This window comes from Allobosea sp. Root381 (assembly GCF_001429395.1).
In the GTDB taxonomy this organism is placed as follows: Bacteria; Pseudomonadota; Alphaproteobacteria; order Rhizobiales; family Beijerinckiaceae; genus Allobosea.
On the sequence record NZ_LMJT01000041.1, the window covers coordinates 216,836 to 232,081 of the forward strand.

General features: G+C 67.7%; 13 protein-coding genes. 3 read left to right on the forward strand and 10 right to left on the reverse strand.

Going from position 1 to position 15,246, the window contains the following annotated elements:
* Positions 1–53: 53 nt before the first annotated feature.
* The 7 genes from ASE63_RS22500 to lysM form a co-directional block, all read right to left on the reverse strand.
* Positions 54–2,363 carry a xanthine dehydrogenase family protein molybdopterin-binding subunit gene (locus ASE63_RS22500; RefSeq protein ID WP_056806938.1) on the reverse strand — a complete coding sequence of 770 codons (2,310 nt, stop codon included), beginning with the start codon at positions 2,361–2,363 and terminating at the stop codon, positions 54–56.
* A gap of 131 nt (positions 2,364–2,494) precedes the next feature.
* A complete protein-coding gene (locus ASE63_RS22505) occupies positions 2,495–3,445 on the reverse strand; it encodes a YiiG family protein (protein WP_082610200.1) in 951 nt (316 codons plus the stop codon).
* Between the two features lie 70 nt (positions 3,446–3,515).
* Complete coding sequence (locus ASE63_RS22510; RefSeq protein ID WP_056806941.1) at positions 3,516–3,830, reverse strand: rhodanese-like domain-containing protein; 315 nt, start codon at positions 3,828–3,830, stop codon at positions 3,516–3,518.
* Positions 3,831–3,846: 16 nt separating this feature from the next.
* The gene (locus tag ASE63_RS22515; protein ID WP_244491541.1) at positions 3,847–5,166 is read right to left on the reverse strand and encodes a TRAP transporter large permease; all 1,320 of its coding nucleotides are present in this window, start codon (positions 5,164–5,166) and stop codon (positions 3,847–3,849) included.
* Positions 5,163–5,666 (reverse strand): TRAP transporter small permease, encoded by a 504-nt coding sequence (locus ASE63_RS22520; RefSeq protein ID WP_056806943.1) that lies wholly within the window; start codon positions 5,664–5,666, stop codon positions 5,163–5,165. The genes ASE63_RS22515 and ASE63_RS22520 overlap by 4 nt, the downstream gene beginning before the upstream one ends.
* 8 nt (positions 5,667–5,674) lie before the next feature.
* Positions 5,675–6,727 (reverse strand): TRAP transporter substrate-binding protein, encoded by a 1,053-nt coding sequence (locus ASE63_RS22525; protein ID WP_056806945.1) that lies wholly within the window; start codon positions 6,725–6,727, stop codon positions 5,675–5,677.
* A gap of 294 nt (positions 6,728–7,021) precedes the next feature.
* Positions 7,022–7,465 carry a peptidoglycan-binding protein LysM gene (lysM, locus tag ASE63_RS22530; protein WP_056806947.1) on the reverse strand — a complete coding sequence of 148 codons (444 nt, stop codon included), beginning with the start codon at positions 7,463–7,465 and terminating at the stop codon, positions 7,022–7,024.
* A 309-nt stretch (positions 7,466–7,774) separates the two neighbouring features.
* Between lysM and ASE63_RS22535 the strand changes: the two genes are divergently transcribed.
* Positions 7,775–8,203, forward strand: a complete 429-nt coding sequence (locus ASE63_RS22535) for a heme-binding protein (RefSeq protein ID WP_056806950.1) — start codon at positions 7,775–7,777, stop codon at positions 8,201–8,203.
* 22 nt (positions 8,204–8,225) lie between these two features.
* On the opposite strand, the gene ASE63_RS22540 is transcribed toward ASE63_RS22535, so the two are convergent.
* The gene (locus tag ASE63_RS22540; RefSeq protein ID WP_200962608.1) at positions 8,226–10,721 is read right to left on the reverse strand and encodes a hypothetical protein; all 2,496 of its coding nucleotides are present in this window, start codon (positions 10,719–10,721) and stop codon (positions 8,226–8,228) included.
* A gap of 171 nt (positions 10,722–10,892) precedes the next feature.
* Positions 10,893–12,128, reverse strand: a complete 1,236-nt coding sequence (locus ASE63_RS22545) for a urate hydroxylase PuuD (RefSeq protein ID WP_056806955.1) — start codon at positions 12,126–12,128, stop codon at positions 10,893–10,895.
* A gap of 275 nt (positions 12,129–12,403) precedes the next feature.
* On the opposite strand from ASE63_RS22545, the gene uraH reads away from it, so the two are divergent.
* Together uraH and puuE are read left to right on the forward strand one after the other, a co-directional pair.
* Positions 12,404–12,757, forward strand: a complete 354-nt coding sequence (gene uraH, locus ASE63_RS22550; protein WP_056806958.1) for a hydroxyisourate hydrolase — start codon at positions 12,404–12,406, stop codon at positions 12,755–12,757.
* A 177-nt stretch (positions 12,758–12,934) separates the two neighbouring features.
* Positions 12,935–14,353 carry an allantoinase PuuE gene (gene puuE, locus ASE63_RS22555; protein WP_056806961.1) on the forward strand — a complete coding sequence of 473 codons (1,419 nt, stop codon included), beginning with the start codon at positions 12,935–12,937 and terminating at the stop codon, positions 14,351–14,353.
* Between the two features lie 86 nt (positions 14,354–14,439).
* Here puuE and ASE63_RS22560 read toward each other — a convergent pair whose 3' ends face one another.
* Positions 14,440–15,201, reverse strand: a complete 762-nt coding sequence (locus ASE63_RS22560) for an SDR family oxidoreductase (RefSeq protein WP_056807478.1) — start codon at positions 15,199–15,201, stop codon at positions 14,440–14,442.
* Between the last annotated feature and the right edge of the window lie 45 nt (positions 15,202–15,246).

The window sequence follows — 15,246 nt, forward strand, 5'->3', positions numbered from 1 at the left end:
GCCAAGTGCCATTTTCGTGAGTCATCCTGCAAGAATGCAAGCAAGCGCTTGCATCAAAGCGGATACCCGGCCTCCTTCAGCGCGTTGAAGACCTTGAGCGGCGTCGCCGGCATGTCGATCGCCTTGATACCCACCGCCCGATCGAGCGCATCGACCATCGCGTTCATCACCGCAGGGCAGGCCCCGATCGCGCCGGCCTCGCCCGCCCCCTTCACGCCGAGCGCATTGGTGACACAGCGGACGTTGCGCGTCTCGAAATGGAAGTTCGGCACGTCGATGGCCCGCGGCAGCGCGTAGTCCATGAAGGTCGCGGTCAGCATCTGGCCTTCCGGGTCGAAGCGGATTTCCTCCATCAGGGCCTGGCCGATGCCCTGGGCTGCGCCACCATGGACCTGCCCTTGCAGCATGATCGGATTCAGCGTCATGCCGAAATCATCGACCACGACATAATTCACGATCTCGGTGCCCCCGGTCTGCGGGTCGATCTCGAGTTCGCAGACATGGGTGCCGTTCGGATAGGTCGCCTCCGGCGGCTCCCAGCTCTGGTGCACCTTCAGCATCGCCTGTGTCGCGCCCGGCAGCGCCGCGATGGCGGCAAGGTCCAGCGCCTTGTCGGTGCCGACGACGCGCACCGCGCCCTCCGCGATTTCGAGGTCGCCGATGCCCGCCTCGAGCTTCTCGGAAGCGAGCTGCTTGAGGTTGTCGGAGAGGATCGCGGTCGCCTTGTCGAGCGCCGCGCCGCCGACGGGAATCGAGCGCGAGCCGCCCGTGCCGGAGCCGGTCTCGACCCGGTCGGTATCGCCCTGGACAACCCGGATGCGGTCCATCGGGATGTCGAGATGCTGGGAGACGAGCTGCGAATAGGCCGTCTCATGGCCCTGCCCGTTCGACTGCGTGCCGATCAGCACGGTGACCATCCCGTCCTTTTCCAGAATCACGGTCGAGCTCTCGGGGCCGCCGCCGCCGCAGGCCTCGATATAGCTCGCCATGCCGATGCCGCGGATCTTGCCGGCCTTGGCTGCGGCCTTGTGCCGAGCCTTGAAGCCCTTCCAGTCCGCGACATCCATGGCGCGGCGCATATGGCCCTCGAACTCACCGGAATCGTAGACCGGGCCGGTCTGGGTCTTGTGCGGCATCTCGCTCGGCTTGACGAAGTTGAGCGCCCGCACCGCATCCGGCGTCTTGCCGGTCTCGCGCGCGACCGCATCGACCAACCGTTCGATCAGATAGGCGGCCTCGGGCCGCCCGGCGCCGCGATAGGCGTCGACCGCCATGGTGTTGGTCAGCACGCCGCGGAAGCGCACATGCACCGCCGGGATGCTGTAGCAGCCCGGTGTCATCGTGGTGCCGACCCAGGGGATGAAGGGTCCGTATTGCGAGAGATAGGCGCCCATCTCGGCGGCGAGATCGACCTTCAGGCCGATGAATTTGCCGCGCTTGTCGAGCGCCATCGTCGCGGTGGAGAGGTTGGCACGGCCATGGGTGTCGGCGAGGAAGTGCTCGGTGCGGTCCGCCACCCAGCGCACTGGACGCTTCAGCTTCTCGGCCGCGACCATGGTCAGCGGGTATTCGCGATACATGAAGATCTTGGTACCGAAGCCGCCGCCGACATCCGGCGTCACCACGCGGATACGCGACTGGTCGACCTTGAGGATGTAGTCGGCAAGGATTTCGCGGGTGCCGTGGCTGCCCTGGCTGCCCAGCGTCAGCGTCCAGCGCTTCGTCGCCTTGTCGTATTCGGCGATGCAGGCCCGCGTCTCCATGTAGTTGGAGGCGAGCCGGTTGTTGACGATGGTGACGGAGACGGTGCGGTCGGCCTTGGCGAAGGCGGCATCGGCCTTGGCCCTGTCTCCCTGCTCGGCCTCGAAGGCGACGTTGCCCGGCCGGTCCGGCCAGATCTGCGGCGCCTTAGGGTCCAACGCCGCCTCGATGCCCGTCACGGACGGCAGCGACGTCCATTCGATGTCGATCGCCTCGGCCGCATCGCGGGCCTGGGCCAGCGTCTCGGCGACGACGAAGGCCACCGCCTCGCCGAGATGGCGGACGGTATCGGTCGGCAGCACCGGCACGGGCAGCGGCTTCACCATCTCGCCCGAGACCGTCGCGATCACGCCCTTGCAGGGCAGGTCGCCGAGATGGGCGACATCCGCGCCGGTCAGGATCAGCTTCACGCCCTTCATCGCGCGGGCGGCGTCCTTGTCGCGGATCCTGAAGGTCGCATGGGCATATTGCGAGCGCAGCACGAAGCCGTGCAGCGCGCCTTCGACCGCGGTGTCGTCGGTATAGCGGCCGGAACCCGTGGTGAGGCGCTGATCCTCGACACGGCGCACCGGCTGTCCGAATCCGAATTTCATGGGACGCATGGGCGTGTTCCTTCAGATAAGTCGAATGAAAGACTGGCTCAGGAGCGCGCCGAGGTCAGCCCCCGCCGAACGACCGGTCGCGATGCGCTCCATGCAAGCCCCGTGGCAGGACCCGTGTCTGGCCTCGCGCCTCAACGCGACATGCGGATCGCGGTCTGCGATGACGAGACCATCATATTATAGGAGCTCACCAGCCGGTTCGCATCGTTGGCCGCGCCGCGCCTGACGTCGCCCTTGCTCTTGCCGAGCTTCTCACGGAAGTCGCGCACCCGGCCGAGCCAGGAGCTCGCCTGGCTCTCGAGCATCGGCACGCCCTTGGGCTCGCTCTCCTTGAAGCGGTCCATCTCGCGCACCGCGCCGGCATAGTCCGCCACCGCCGCATCGAAAGCCTTGAGGTCGACGATCGGGTTCTCGTTGCTCGGCATCATATCTATGACCGCCCGCGCCTGGATCATGATGTTGCGGACCTGCCAGCGCGCCGAGCGGCCCTCCAGCTTCTCGACCGCCGCGAGTTCGCGCGCATCGAGCCCCTTCTTATAGACCCGCATCTGCGAATCGAGCGTCGCCCGCTCGGCGAGGAAGGTCTTGGCCGCCGGCACCATGGCCACGTGCAGCTTCTGCCCCTCGGCGGCGTTGTCGTCGCGGTAGTCCTTGCGCTCGTAATAGCGCTCGGCCCGGGTGATCAGCGGCGCCAGTTCCTGATAGGCCTTGGTGTAGCGTCTGACCGTGTCGTCGATTTCCGGCAGCGCCGGCTCGCTGGCCGCGGCCTCCTCGGCCTTCTTGATCTCGCCGGCCACGTCATAGAGGCTGTACATGCCGTAGCCGATCAAGCGCTCCTTGCCGGTCGGCCCCTTCTTCAAGTCGACCCAACTGACATAGCGATCCCAGGACTGGATCGCCCGCAGCGTCCGGTTCATCAGAGCGGTATAGGCGTTCGACTTGGCGATGGCGGCCTGGAGGTCGCCCTCCTCCGCCGTGGCGGCCGCCGGACGGCCCGCCTGAACGGGCTGCGCCAGCGCGGAGCCCGGCGGCACGAGCAGCAGCGTCGCCGCGCAGAGCGCGTTGCGGAGAAGGGTAGGCATCGTCATCTCATGGCTCCTGTCGCGCCCGAGGCAGGCTTTGGTGGGCGTCGGTAAGATTGGCGCCGCCGGCTCAGCGCTCGACCGGCTCGCCCTGCATGACCCAGTCGCGGAAGCCGCCGAGATAATGGCTGTCGACGTCGAGCCCGGCCGATTGCGCGAATTCCAGCGCGCGCAGCGAGCGCACGCCGGCGGCGCAGGACATAACCAGCCGCTTGCCCGGCTCGTTGGGCAGGTCGGCGGGGTCGAAACGCGAGAGCGGGCGCGAGTGCGAGCCGGGGATATGCCCTGCCGCGAACTCATGCGGCTCGCGCACATCCACGATCAGAATGGAGCCGTCTGCCAGGCCGGCCTTGACGGCGTCGATATCCAGCTCGTTCACGACCACTTCGGCATCTCCGTCGTCATTCCAGCAGCTTCACGAGATAGAGCGTGAGCGCCGGAAATGCCACCACGATGCCGAGCCGGATGATGTCGGACAGCACGAAGGGCAGCACGCCGCGATAGATCCGCGTGATCGGCACGTCGCGGGCCTGCGACGACACGACGAAGACGTTGAGCCCGATCGGCGGACAGGTCATGCCGATGCCGACGACCATCAGCACCAGGATACCGAACCAGATCGCGATATCGTCGGGCGACATGCCGAAATCGAGCGCGGTCACGATCGGGAAGAACACCGGCAGCGTCAGCAGGATCATGGCGAGCTCATCCATGACGCCGCCGAGCACGATGTAGAACGCCAGCAGGCCGACCAGCACGGTGTAGGGCGCCCAGCCCGATGAGGCGATCATTTCGGCGGCCGCTGTCGGCACCTGCGTCAGCGCCAGGAAGGCGTTGAACACCTCCGCGCCGAGCAGGATGGCGAAGATCATCGCCGAGGTCTCTGCCGTCTGGAGGATGGCCTCGCCGATGCCCGAAAGGCTGAGCGTGCCCCGCAGCACGCCGACCAGCAGCATCACGAAGGCCCCGACCGAGGCGCCCTCCGTCGGCGTGAACACCCCGCCATAGATGCCGCCGACCACGACGAAGGCGATCGCCAGTGCCGGGATGATCCCAAGCAGCGGCCGCACGCGATCCGGCCAGGCGACGCGCGGCTGGGCCGGTCCGAGCTCGGGATTGCGCCGCGTCATCAGCGCGATGGTGATGCAGTAGAACACCGACGCCATCAGGCCGGGGATCAACGCCGCCTTGAACAGCTTGGCGATGTTCTGCTCGGTCGAGATCGCATAGACGACCAGGATGACCGAGGGCGGGATCAGGATGCCGAGCGTCCCGCCGACCGCGACCACGCCGCAGGAGAAGCCTGGATCATAGCGGTAGTGCCGCAGCTGCGGCAGCGCCGCGCGCGAGAAGGTCGCGGTCGTGGCCACCGCCGAACCGCAGATCGCACCGAAGCCGGTGCAGGCCCCGATCACCGCCATGCCAAGCCCGCCGCGGCGATGGCCGACGACCGCCGAGGCCGCCTTGAACAGGTCGCCGGCGAGTCCGGAGCGCTCCGCGAAGGCGCCCATCAGCACGAAGAGCGGGATCACCGAGAGCGTGTAGTTGGCGAAGATCTGGTAGGGCGTGGTGCGGATATAGTTCAGGAACGGGTCGAGCCCGTTGAGCTGGATGTAGCCGACGCCACCGACCAGCATCATGGCGAGCCCGATCGGCAGGCGCAGCACCATCAGCCCGAGCATCACCGCAAAGCCGATGACCGCGATCGAGAAACCGCTCACGTCGCACTCCCGAGCAGGCGCCGGGCGCTGACCGCGGCCGCCGCGGCGACGAGCAGCGCCAGCGCCGAGCACAGCGCGATCGGCAGATAGCTCGGCACCTGCAGCACCATGCTGTTCTCGCCCGTGGCGAAGGCCGCGCGCGCGCCGACGGCGAGTCGCCAGGAGATCAGCGCCATCACCAGCGCGTAGAGGATGTCCCAGCCGGCATCGATGCGCCGCTGCCAGCGCAGCGGCAGCTTCAGCGTGAAGGTATCGACGAAGATGTTGCCGCGCCGCAGCTGGCACCAGGGCAGGAAGCAGAAGGCCGCGATCGCGGTCGCCATCTGCACCAGCTCGAAATCGCCCGGCACGCCGGCGCTGCCGACGAGGTCGCTGCGCAGCGTCACGCTGGTCACGACGGTCGCCGACAGGGCGATCAGCAGCGCGCCGCCGAGCAGCGCGACCATGCGCAGCGCCCGGTCGAAACCGGACGGCGCCTTCACCTCCGCTGGCGTGTCCATCGCGTCCGTCAGGCCGCCTTCTCGTGCTTGGCGAGGGCCGCCCTGGCGCTGGCGAGCAGCTTGTCGCCGTCGAGCCCCTTCTCCTTGGCGGTCTTGAGCCAGCCCTCGATCACCGGCTCGGTGGTCTTGCGCCAGCGCGCGGCCTCCGCCTCGTCGATGGCGCCGATGGTGTTGCCGCGCTTGCGGACCATGTCGGAGACGATGATCGCCTGCTCATCCCAGACCTTGCCGGCCATCGCCGCGGCGGCGGCGCCGGAATTGCGGTCGATCACCGCCTTGAGATCGGGCGCCAGCGCCTCGTACTTGGCCTTGTTCATCGCCAGCACGAAGGTCGCGACATAGAAGGTCGGCGAGCCCGGAATCTCGGTGTGGTATTTGACCAACTCCTGCACCTTGACCGAAGGCACCACCTCCCAGGGGATGACGCAACCGTCGATGACGCGCTGAGCCAGGGCCTCCGGCACCTGCGGCACCGGCATGCCGATGGCATTGGCGCCGAGCGCCCGCAGCGCCTCGCCGGCGAGCCGCGTCGGGAAGCGCAGCTTCAGACCCTTGAGGTCCTCCATCGTCTTCACCGGCTTGTTGGCATGGATCAGGCCATGATCATGCGTCCACAGGCAGAGCGGCTGGACGTCCTTGAGCTCGTCCTTGAGGTTCTCCTGCGCGTACTCGGTCAGTGCGAGCGAGTTCGGCAGGGCGCGCTTGTTGGCGATGAAAGGCAGCTCGAACGCCTCGAGCCCGGTGAAGCGCCCCGGCGTGTAACCCGGCAGCGTCCAGACCATGTCGACGACGCCGTCGCGGGCCTGGTCGAAAAGCTGCGGCGGGGTGCCGCCGAGCTGCATCGACGGAAAGATGTCGATCTTGATCCGCCCGTTCGACTCGGCCGCGACCTTGTCGGCCCAGGGCTTCAGGAACTTCGCATGCGCGACCGCGACCGGCGGGAGGAAATGATGCATCCGCAGCGTCACCTCCTGCGCATTCGCGCGGGAGGCTCGCATCACGGCGGGTGCGGCGACGGCCGAACCGGCCAGTGTCAGGAATCGGCGGCGATCGAATGTCATGACGTCCCTCCCCAAGGCTCATTTGCGCGAAGACTCGCTTACGCGATGTTTTTTTGATTGCCCACTGCGGACAGGCCGATCCCCGGCCATTTCTGACGATAGCATGATTGGCGGCGGACGGCGGCGCCGGCCTCCCGGCACCGCATCCACGCAAGAAAGATAGTTGCTGTAGCAACCATTTCCGTCAAGCCCAGCGAAGGGGCCGAGCGAAGGCACGGCCACGAGTTCACCGCGCATATGAGAAAGCCGCGCCCTGACGGGCGCGGCTCGGAACTGCGGATCATCTGCCTCGGATCAGGCCTTGGGCGGAATCCGCAACACCCAGCCGGGCAGGATGAGGTCGGGGTTCTTCACCGGAGGCGTGTTGGCCTTGACGATCTCGGTGTATTTCGCGCCCTGGCCCTTGCCGTAATGCTCCTCGGCGATTTTCCAGAGCGTGTCGCCCTTCTTGACCGTGTAGAACACCGCAGCCGCGACTTCCTTGTTCACCGCCAGGTCGGATTCGACAGAGGCGACGCCCGTGGTGTTGCCGAGCGCGAGGATGATCTTCTCCGCCTCCTCGGTCGAAACGGCCTTGCCGGAGACCTTCACCTTGTCGCCGTCGATCGAGATCTGCACGTCGGCCGGCAGGCCGTGTCCGGCGAGTTCCTTCTGCAGTTCTTCGGCGGTCGCAGCCTTCGCGGGGGTCGAGCCGAAGATCTTGGCGCCCGCTTCCTTGATGAAACTGAACAGACCCATTGCGTGTCCTCCTGGGGGCATCGGACCAAAAGTGGGATGCACTTTTCGGATGAATCCGATGCTAGGGCAAAAACGACAGATCGACACAGCGCGTCCGAATGGACGCGCGTCGATCCGGCGTCAGGCCGTCCATCAACCCCTGTCCGCGTGACAAGTGCAAGTCAGGAAAAGCGCAGCGTCGGAATTTCACGTCAGGTCAGAGACGGCCCGGACACCGCTCGTTTTCGGCAAACAGCTTGTCCGCAATGCGCCTTCCGCCGCCGCGCGGGGGCTGGCACAAGCGCTGGACCATCCTTTTCGGAGTTCCTCATGCTGAATTCAGCCCAGGCCCAGGCCATCATGTCCGCCGCCCTCGCCCATGCCGGGACCGCGGGCCTCAAGCCGCTCGCCATCGCGATCCTCGATTCGCGCGGGGCGCAGAAGCTCTTCGTCGCCCAGGACGGCACCAGCCTGAAGCGCGGCGAGATCGCGCTCGGAAAGGCGCATGGCGTCGTGGCGCTCGGGGTCGGCTCGCGGGCGCTGCACAAGATGGCGCAGGAGCGCCCCTACTTCATCGAGGCGGCGACCCATGCGGTCGGCGGATCGCTCGTGCCCGTCCCGGGCGGCGTGCTGATCCGCGCGGCCGACGGCGCGGTTCTCGGCGCGATCGGCATCTCCGGCGATACATCCGAGAATGACGAGGCGGCAGCGCTCGCCGGCATCGCGGCCGCCGGCCTCGTGGCCGAGACCGGCGCCTGAGGCTTTCAGGCGAAACCGGCCGTCAATAGCCCTGGACGGAGGAGACCACCTCGCGCGGCGGCGCTGCCGTCGCCGGGCCGAGCCGCAGCGAGTCCCTGACCGCGGGCGAAGGCCCGGCCAGCATCGAGGGCAGGAGCCCGTCGGTCTGCGCGATCACCGGCTCGTCGCGCAGCGGCGGCAGCGGCAACGGCAGATCGTCCTCGACCGCCGGCGGGCTGACCCGCTCGCGCATCTCGGCTATCGCGCCCTCGACGGCGTGGAAGCTGAAGCGGACCTTGTGGGTGCCGGCCGGCACCTGCACGGCACGGAACAGCACATTGGCCCTCAGGATCTCGGTCTCGACACCGTCCACCTGCGCCCGCCACCACGGATGCCAGATGTCGTTCAGGACGACGAAGCCGCCAGCGGCCGCCGTGACCTCGACCTCGATCTCGGTGTTCTCGTAGCGGGTGAGCCGGACTTCGCCCTTGACCAGGGACGGCCCCTCGGGCGCCGCCTCCGGTGGCTCGACTTCGAGGAGAACCGCCTGCCGCGGATCGAATTCGGGCCATTGTCCGCCCTGCTTCATGCCCTCGAAATCGGCCAGTTGCCAGCCGCCGGCGAAAAGCACCCGCGGCAGGGCCCGCGGATTCTCGTAGACGTACCCGTCCTTCGTCCGCGCGACGAGCTTGAGGTCGCCGTCCTGCAAGGAGCGGTCAACCTGCTCGATCGGCACGGGCGACGCGATGTAGCGTAGCCCCAGCATGTTCGCGAGGCGGCAGCGATAGGAGGGGAAGAGCGGCGTGAATTTGCGTTCGGAGGGCGAAGCGATGCCGTCGCGCGTGCCCACGGCCTCAGAAAAATCGGCCAGCCGCAGCGGGTTGTAGCCGAGCGTGTGATCGAAGCCGTGCACCAGCGCGGCATTGGGCCATTCGAAGCCCATCCCGAGCAGCTCGACGCGATCGCGACGCGGCGAGCCTGCGGGCTGGGCCGTCAGCCGCTTGAGCACCGCGATGGTCTCGTTATGCGTCTCCGGCCGGAGCACGTCGTAGAGCTGCGGCGGCAGCGCGGTGGATTCGTTGGGGCCGTTATTGACGCCGAGATCAGCCGCCAGAACGCCCGTCACCAGCACGGCCGCCGCGACCGGCGCCATCCCCCCGCGCCAGCGACGCAGCAGCACGAACACCACCGCCGCGGCTGCAAACCAGCCGAGCGCGAGCGCGACCGGCTTCCAGGCATCGCGCAGATGTCCTGCCTCCTGCGACAGCGCCAGAGCCAGCCCCGCCACGGCAAGCAGGATCGCTGCGGCAGCGAGCAGGTCGCGCCGGAAGGAGGTGCCGGGTTCCGCGGTCAGGATGCGGTGCAGGACATAGCCGGACAGGAGCGCGCCGAGCCCGCCCACCAGGAAGGTCGCGTCGGCCGGACGCCGGAACACCTTGACGCCCGGCAGATAGTCGTAGGCCAGGCCGAAGACCGGGGTGTAGCGGCCGAGCGCGAACAGCACCATGAAGGCGAAGAGCAGCGTCAGAGGCCGCACAGCCCTGTCCCAGAGCCAGCCGCGGGTCAGGCCAGGCGCGATCAGGAGCAGCAGCGGCAGGGCGCCGAAATAGACTTGCCCCATGTTCTGCGAGAGGAACAGCTCCTTGGCCCAGTCCGGATTGTTGTAGGGCCCCCAGAAATCGACCTTCGGGTCCAGCGCACCGAAGAGATCGCCGAAGAACGCGGTCAGCAGCGATGCCGGGTGCAGCGAACCGCGGCCCGCCTCCGCCAGATCGATGGCGGGGCGCGTCGTCGCCTCGGCGAAGAGCCAGGTCCAGAGCAGCGGCAGGGCGATCGTTGCGATGCCCGCCACGCTTGCGGCCGCGATGGCCGGCAGGCTGCGCCAGACCGCGACCCAGCCGCCCGAGACCCAATGGGCGACGACCATGCCGACCAGGATGTAGCAGCCAAGCAGAGCGACCTGGTCGGGCTCGAGCACCATCAGCCCGGCCGAGAAGCCCGCGAAGGCGCCCGCCAGCAGCGAGGAGCGCTGCAGCATGCGGGCCGTCAGCCAGAAGGCGATGGCGAAGAAGGCGAGGCTGGCTATCTGGCCGACATGTTGGACGCGCCAGGCGGCCGAGGCGCCGAAGGCGAAGACCAGCGCCGCCATCAGCCCGCCGACGGGATGCCAGTTCCGGTCGCGGAAGAACATCATCAGCGCGAGCCCGCCGGCCAGCAGATGCGCCAGCACATAGGCGTCGACCGCCCGGAAGCTTGGAGAAGGCGAGAGCAGCGCGAGGATGATCGCGGGCGAGAAGATCAGCGACTGGGGGTCTGCGACCTGTGGCGAGCCGCCGAAGACGTTGTGCGTCCAGAACGGCGACTGCCCCGAATGCAGCGCCTGCGCCAGGAACTGGATCTGCGCCTGGAAATGCGCCTTGGCGTCGAACGGGATGGTTACCGCGCCCGACAGCCAGGGCCAGCAAAGCACCGCCCAGACACAAACAAATGCCGTGGCCGCCAGCACATAGCCAGCGCCCTTCCTCGGAAACGCGTCCAACGGACCCCCCAGGTCCCCTGCAGGGCCGGGCGGCGCCACGTGGCGCCAGTCCCCGGCTAGTCGGTGGACCGGACCATGACGCCGGGCAGGTGAACCGAAACTGAATGGAATCACGGGTTCGTGAGGATGGACCGCAACAGGGTCAAGCGACGGTAACGCCGATCGCCGAAATCACCGCTTGGCCGCCAGCCAGGCGGCAAGGACCCGGCGCTCATCCGGCGTCATTCCCGAGAGATTGTTGGGCGGCATCGCATGGGTCATGACGGCTTGTGTCCTGATCGCGCGGGCCTGCGCCGCGATGCGCTCCGGCTCGTGCAGCAGCACGCCCTTGGGCGGGATCTGGATGCCGGGCCAGGACGGCTCGGGCGCATGGCACATGGCGCAGCGGCCGGTGACGATGTCGGTGACGTTCGCAGGCGGCAGCGTCAGGCCGGCCATCAGGATGGGCCGGGCCGCCTCGGCAGGCCTCAGCCCGAGCTGCTCGCGCCCTCCCGGCGATGAGGCCATCGCTACCCAGAAGGCGATCCAGAGCGCCAGGATCGCGACCACCCAGCACCACCAGGGCGATCTGGCATGGTCGGCATGGCGGATGTTGAAGAAATGCCGGATCAGCGCGCCGGCCACGATCACCAGCGCCACCAGCAGCGGGATCGTCGCCGAATTGGCATAGGTCACCGGGTAATGGTTCGACAGCATCAGGAACAGCACCGGCAGGGTGATGTAGTTGTTGTGCGTCGAGCGCTGCTTGGCGGCCTTGCCGTATTTTGGATCGGGTTTTTCGCCGGCCGTCAGCGCCGCGATGACCTTCCGCTGGCCGGGCATGATGTTGAAGAAGACGTTGGCGGTCATGATCGTCGCCATCAGCGCGCCGGTATGGATCAGCGCGCCGCGCCCGGAGAAGACGCTGGCGAAGGCCCAGCTCGCCGCCACGACATAGCCGAAGCCGATCAGCCCCAGCAGCACGTCGTGCCTCCCGAGCGGCGAGCGGCACAGCCCGTCATAGATCAGCCAGCCGACGACCAGCGCGGCGATGCCGATCACGCCTGCAGCCAAAGGCGAGAGCTGCATCACGGCCGGGTCGATCAGGTAGAGCTCGGACTGGGCATAATAGACCCAGACGAGCAGGAAGAAGCCCGAGATCCAGGTCCAGTAGCTCTGCCATTTGTGCCAGGTCAGCTCGGCCGGCATCACGGCTGGCGCGACCATGTATTTCCGCATCTCGTAGAAGCCGCCGCCATGCACCTGCCAGGCGCGCCCGCCCGTTCCGGGCGGGATGTCGGCCGCCGGCTTCAGCGAGGCGTCGAGATGGATGAAGAAGAAGGACGAGCCGATCCAGGCGATAGCGGTGATCACATGCAGCCAGCGCAGCAGCATGCCTCCCCATTCCATCAGATAGGCGTCGAGCATGCCCGGTATCGCTCCCCTACCGGCGAGACGCGCGGTGGACTTCGGCTGCAGGCAAATTACGGTTGGCGCAAGCCGGCGCGCAAGCTTCGCGCCGTCGGCAAAAGTAAGGTGGGCTTTCAACCCTCAGCCCTCATCCTGAGGAGCCGCGTGAGCGGCGTCTCGAAGGATGGTCCCGTAGGCACCCGAAGCCTCTGGAGCATCCTTCGAGACGGCCCTTACGGGCCTCCTCGGGATGGGAGCTGTGCGAAGAGGACCGGACGAAAAGGATCTGACGCATGGCGGGACTGACGACGCATATCCTCGACACCCATGGCGGCGTGCCGGCGGCCGGAGTGGCGGTGACGCTGCGCAGCGTCACGGATGGCGCGCGGGAGACGCTGAAGCAGACGGCGACCAATGCCGATGGCCGCACCGACGCGCCCTTGCTGAAACCGGAGGAAACGCAGGCCGGAATCTACGAGATCGACTTCGCCATCGGCGCCTATTTCCGAAAGCGCGGCGTCGAGCTTGCGGACCCCGCCTTTCTCGACATCGTCACGGTGCGCTTCGGCATCGCCGACACCGACCGGCACTACCATGTGCCGCTCCTCGCCTCGCCCTTCGGCTACACGACCTATCGCGGCAGTTGAGGTGCCGCGCTTGACGCCGCCTCCCCGTCATTGCGAGCGAAGCGAAGCGATCCAGGGAGCCGCGCACTCTACGAAACTGGATTGCTTCGCTTCGCTCGCAATGACGGATGCAGCATTTCCATTTCACTTCAAAACGTTACCATCCCGACCTGAATCAATCTGCGAGCGCGCCGAGCCATGACCGACAGCACCTACCCGCGCGACCTGAAGGGCTATGGCCGCACGCCGCCGCATCCGCACTGGCCGAGCGAGGCGCGCATCGCCGTGCAGTTCGTGATCAATTACGAGGAGGGCGGCGAGAACAGCATCCTGCACGGCGACGCCGCCTCCGAGGCCTTCCTCTCCGAGATCGTCGGCGCCGCCGCCTGGCCCGGCCAGCGCCACATGAACATGGAGTCGATCTACGAATACGGTTCCCGCGCCGGGTACTGGCGGCTCTGGCGGATGCTCACCGAGCGCAACCTTCCGGTCACCGTCTTCGCCGTGGCGAGCGCGCTGCAGCGCTATCCCGAGATCGTCGCGTCGATGCAGGAGGCCGGCTGGGAGATCGCGACCCACGGCCTGAAATGGATCGACTATCGCGACGTGCCGGCCGACACCGAGAAGCTCCACATCGCCGAGGCCGTCCGCATCCAGAAGCAGCTCACCGGCGCGCGGCCGCTCGGCTTCTACCAGGGACGCACCTCCGAGAACACGACGCCGCTGATGATGGCGGAGGGCGGTTTCCTCTACACCGCGGACATCTACAGCGACGAGCTGCCCTACTGGCTCGCCGGGCCGGACGGGCCGCAGCTTGCCGTGCCCTACACGCTCGACGCCAACGACATGCGCTTCGCCACGCCGCAGGGCTTCAATAGCGGCGACCAGTTCTTCGCCTATCTGAAGGACTCGTTCGACACCCTCTATGCCGAGGGCGAGGACGCGCCGAAGATGATGTCGGTCGGCCTGCACTGCCGCCTCGTCGGCCGGCCGGGACGCGCTGCGGCGCTCGCCCGCTTCCTCGACTATGTCCGCAGCCATGACCGCGTCTGGGTCGCGACCCGGCTCGACATCGCCCGGCACTGGATCCGCAACCACCCGCCGCAGGGCGGCTATCGACCCTCGGCCGTGCCGGAGGCGCTCTTCGTCGAGGTCTTCGGACGCGTCTGGGAGCACGCCCCCTGGATCGCTGAGGCGACTTGGGCCGCCGGCATCAAGACAGCCCATGACGACCCCGCCTCGCTGCATGCGGCCATGGCGCTCATCATGCGCGCCGGCTCACCCGAGCGGCAAAGACAGCTCCTGCTTGGCCATCCGGATCTTGCCGGCAAGCTCGCCGCGGCCGGCGAGATGACGGCGGAATCGGTCGGCGAGCAGGCCTCGGCTGGGCTCGACCGCCTGACCAGCGACGAGCGCGTCCGCTTCACCGCGCTGAACGAGGCCTACAAGGCCCGCTTCGGCATCCCCTTCATCATGGCGGTCGCAGGCGCCAACAAGGACGCGATCCTGGCCGCCTTCGAGACCCGCCTGAAGAGCACGCCGGAAACCGAGTTCGAGACAGCGCTCGCCCAGGTCGAGAAGATCGCGCTGCTGCGGCTGAAGGAGATCATGCGGTAGGCGGGTTCGTCATTCTCGGGCGAAGCGCAGACCCGAGAATCTCTCCCGAGAGGTGCTCGGGTCGAGCCCGCATGATGCTGCTCGCGCTACAGCCCGCTGACCAGATGCCCGCCATCCACCGCGACGACCGCCCCGCTCATGAAACGGGACGCATCGGCGCAGAGCAGCAGGAACGGCCCGTCGAGATCGGAAAGCTCAGCCGCGCGGCGCATCGGCACGCGGCCGATCAGCGCCTGGCCGGCCTCGGTCGCGAAGAAGTCGCGGTTGAGGTCGGTGATGACATAGCCCGGTGCCAGCGCATTGACCCGGACCTTGTGGCGCGCCCATTCCAGCGCCAGCGCCTTGGTCATCTGGATCAGCCCGGCCTTGGCCACCGCATAGGGCAGGACAGAGGCCGCGACCCGCTCGCCCAGGATCGAGGCGATATTGACGATGGCCCCGCCCTTGTCCTGCTTCGCCATGATCCGCGCCGCCGCCTGAGCCGCGAAGAAGCAGCCCTTCAGGTTGACGTCGAGATGCGCGTCCCATTGCTCTTCCGTGAGGTCGAGCGCACGGGCCGGATCGGCGACGCCGGCATTGTTGACCACTACGTCCAGCCCGCCGAGCGCGGCACAGGCCGCGTCAAGACCGGCCGTGACCGCCTCGACGGAAGCGACGTCCAGCGCCACCGGCACGACCTTGCCCGGCAGGGCCGCGCAGCTCTCGGACAGCGCGACCAGACGGTCCTGCCGCCGCGCGGCCGCAGCCACATGCGCCCCCTGCCCGGCCAGCAGCCGCGCAAAATGCGCGCCGAGCCCCGACGACGCGCCGGTGACCAGCACGCGCTTTCCCTTCAGATCCTCGAACATGCAGCCCTCGATGCTTTCCACCGAGGGGACACCGGCACGGCCGGG

Excerpts from the sequence above, each read along its gene's own strand:
- ASE63_RS22500 (WP_056806938.1), bottom strand. The coding sequence starts at position 2,363 with ATGCGTCCCATGAAATTCGGATTCGGACAGCCGGTGCGCCGTGTCGAG.
- ASE63_RS22505 (WP_082610200.1), bottom strand. The coding sequence starts at position 3,445 with ATGCCTACCCTTCTCCGCAACGCGCTCTGCGCGGCGACGCTGCTGCTC.
- ASE63_RS22520 (WP_056806943.1), bottom strand. The coding sequence starts at position 5,666 with ATGGACACGCCAGCGGAGGTGAAGGCGCCGTCCGGTTTCGACCGGGCG.
- ASE63_RS22525 (WP_056806945.1), bottom strand. The coding sequence starts at position 6,727 with ATGACATTCGATCGCCGCCGATTCCTGACACTGGCCGGTTCGGCCGTC.
- lysM (WP_056806947.1), bottom strand. The coding sequence starts at position 7,465 with ATGGGTCTGTTCAGTTTCATCAAGGAAGCGGGCGCCAAGATCTTCGGC.
- ASE63_RS22535 (WP_056806950.1), top strand. The coding sequence starts at position 7,775 with ATGCTGAATTCAGCCCAGGCCCAGGCCATCATGTCCGCCGCCCTCGCC.
- ASE63_RS22545 (WP_056806955.1), bottom strand. The coding sequence starts at position 12,128 with ATGCTCGACGCCTATCTGATGGAATGGGGAGGCATGCTGCTGCGCTGG.
- uraH (WP_056806958.1), top strand. The coding sequence starts at position 12,404 with ATGGCGGGACTGACGACGCATATCCTCGACACCCATGGCGGCGTGCCG.
- puuE (WP_056806961.1), top strand. The coding sequence starts at position 12,935 with ATGACCGACAGCACCTACCCGCGCGACCTGAAGGGCTATGGCCGCACG.
- ASE63_RS22560 (WP_056807478.1), bottom strand. The coding sequence starts at position 15,201 with ATGTTCGAGGATCTGAAGGGAAAGCGCGTGCTGGTCACCGGCGCGTCG.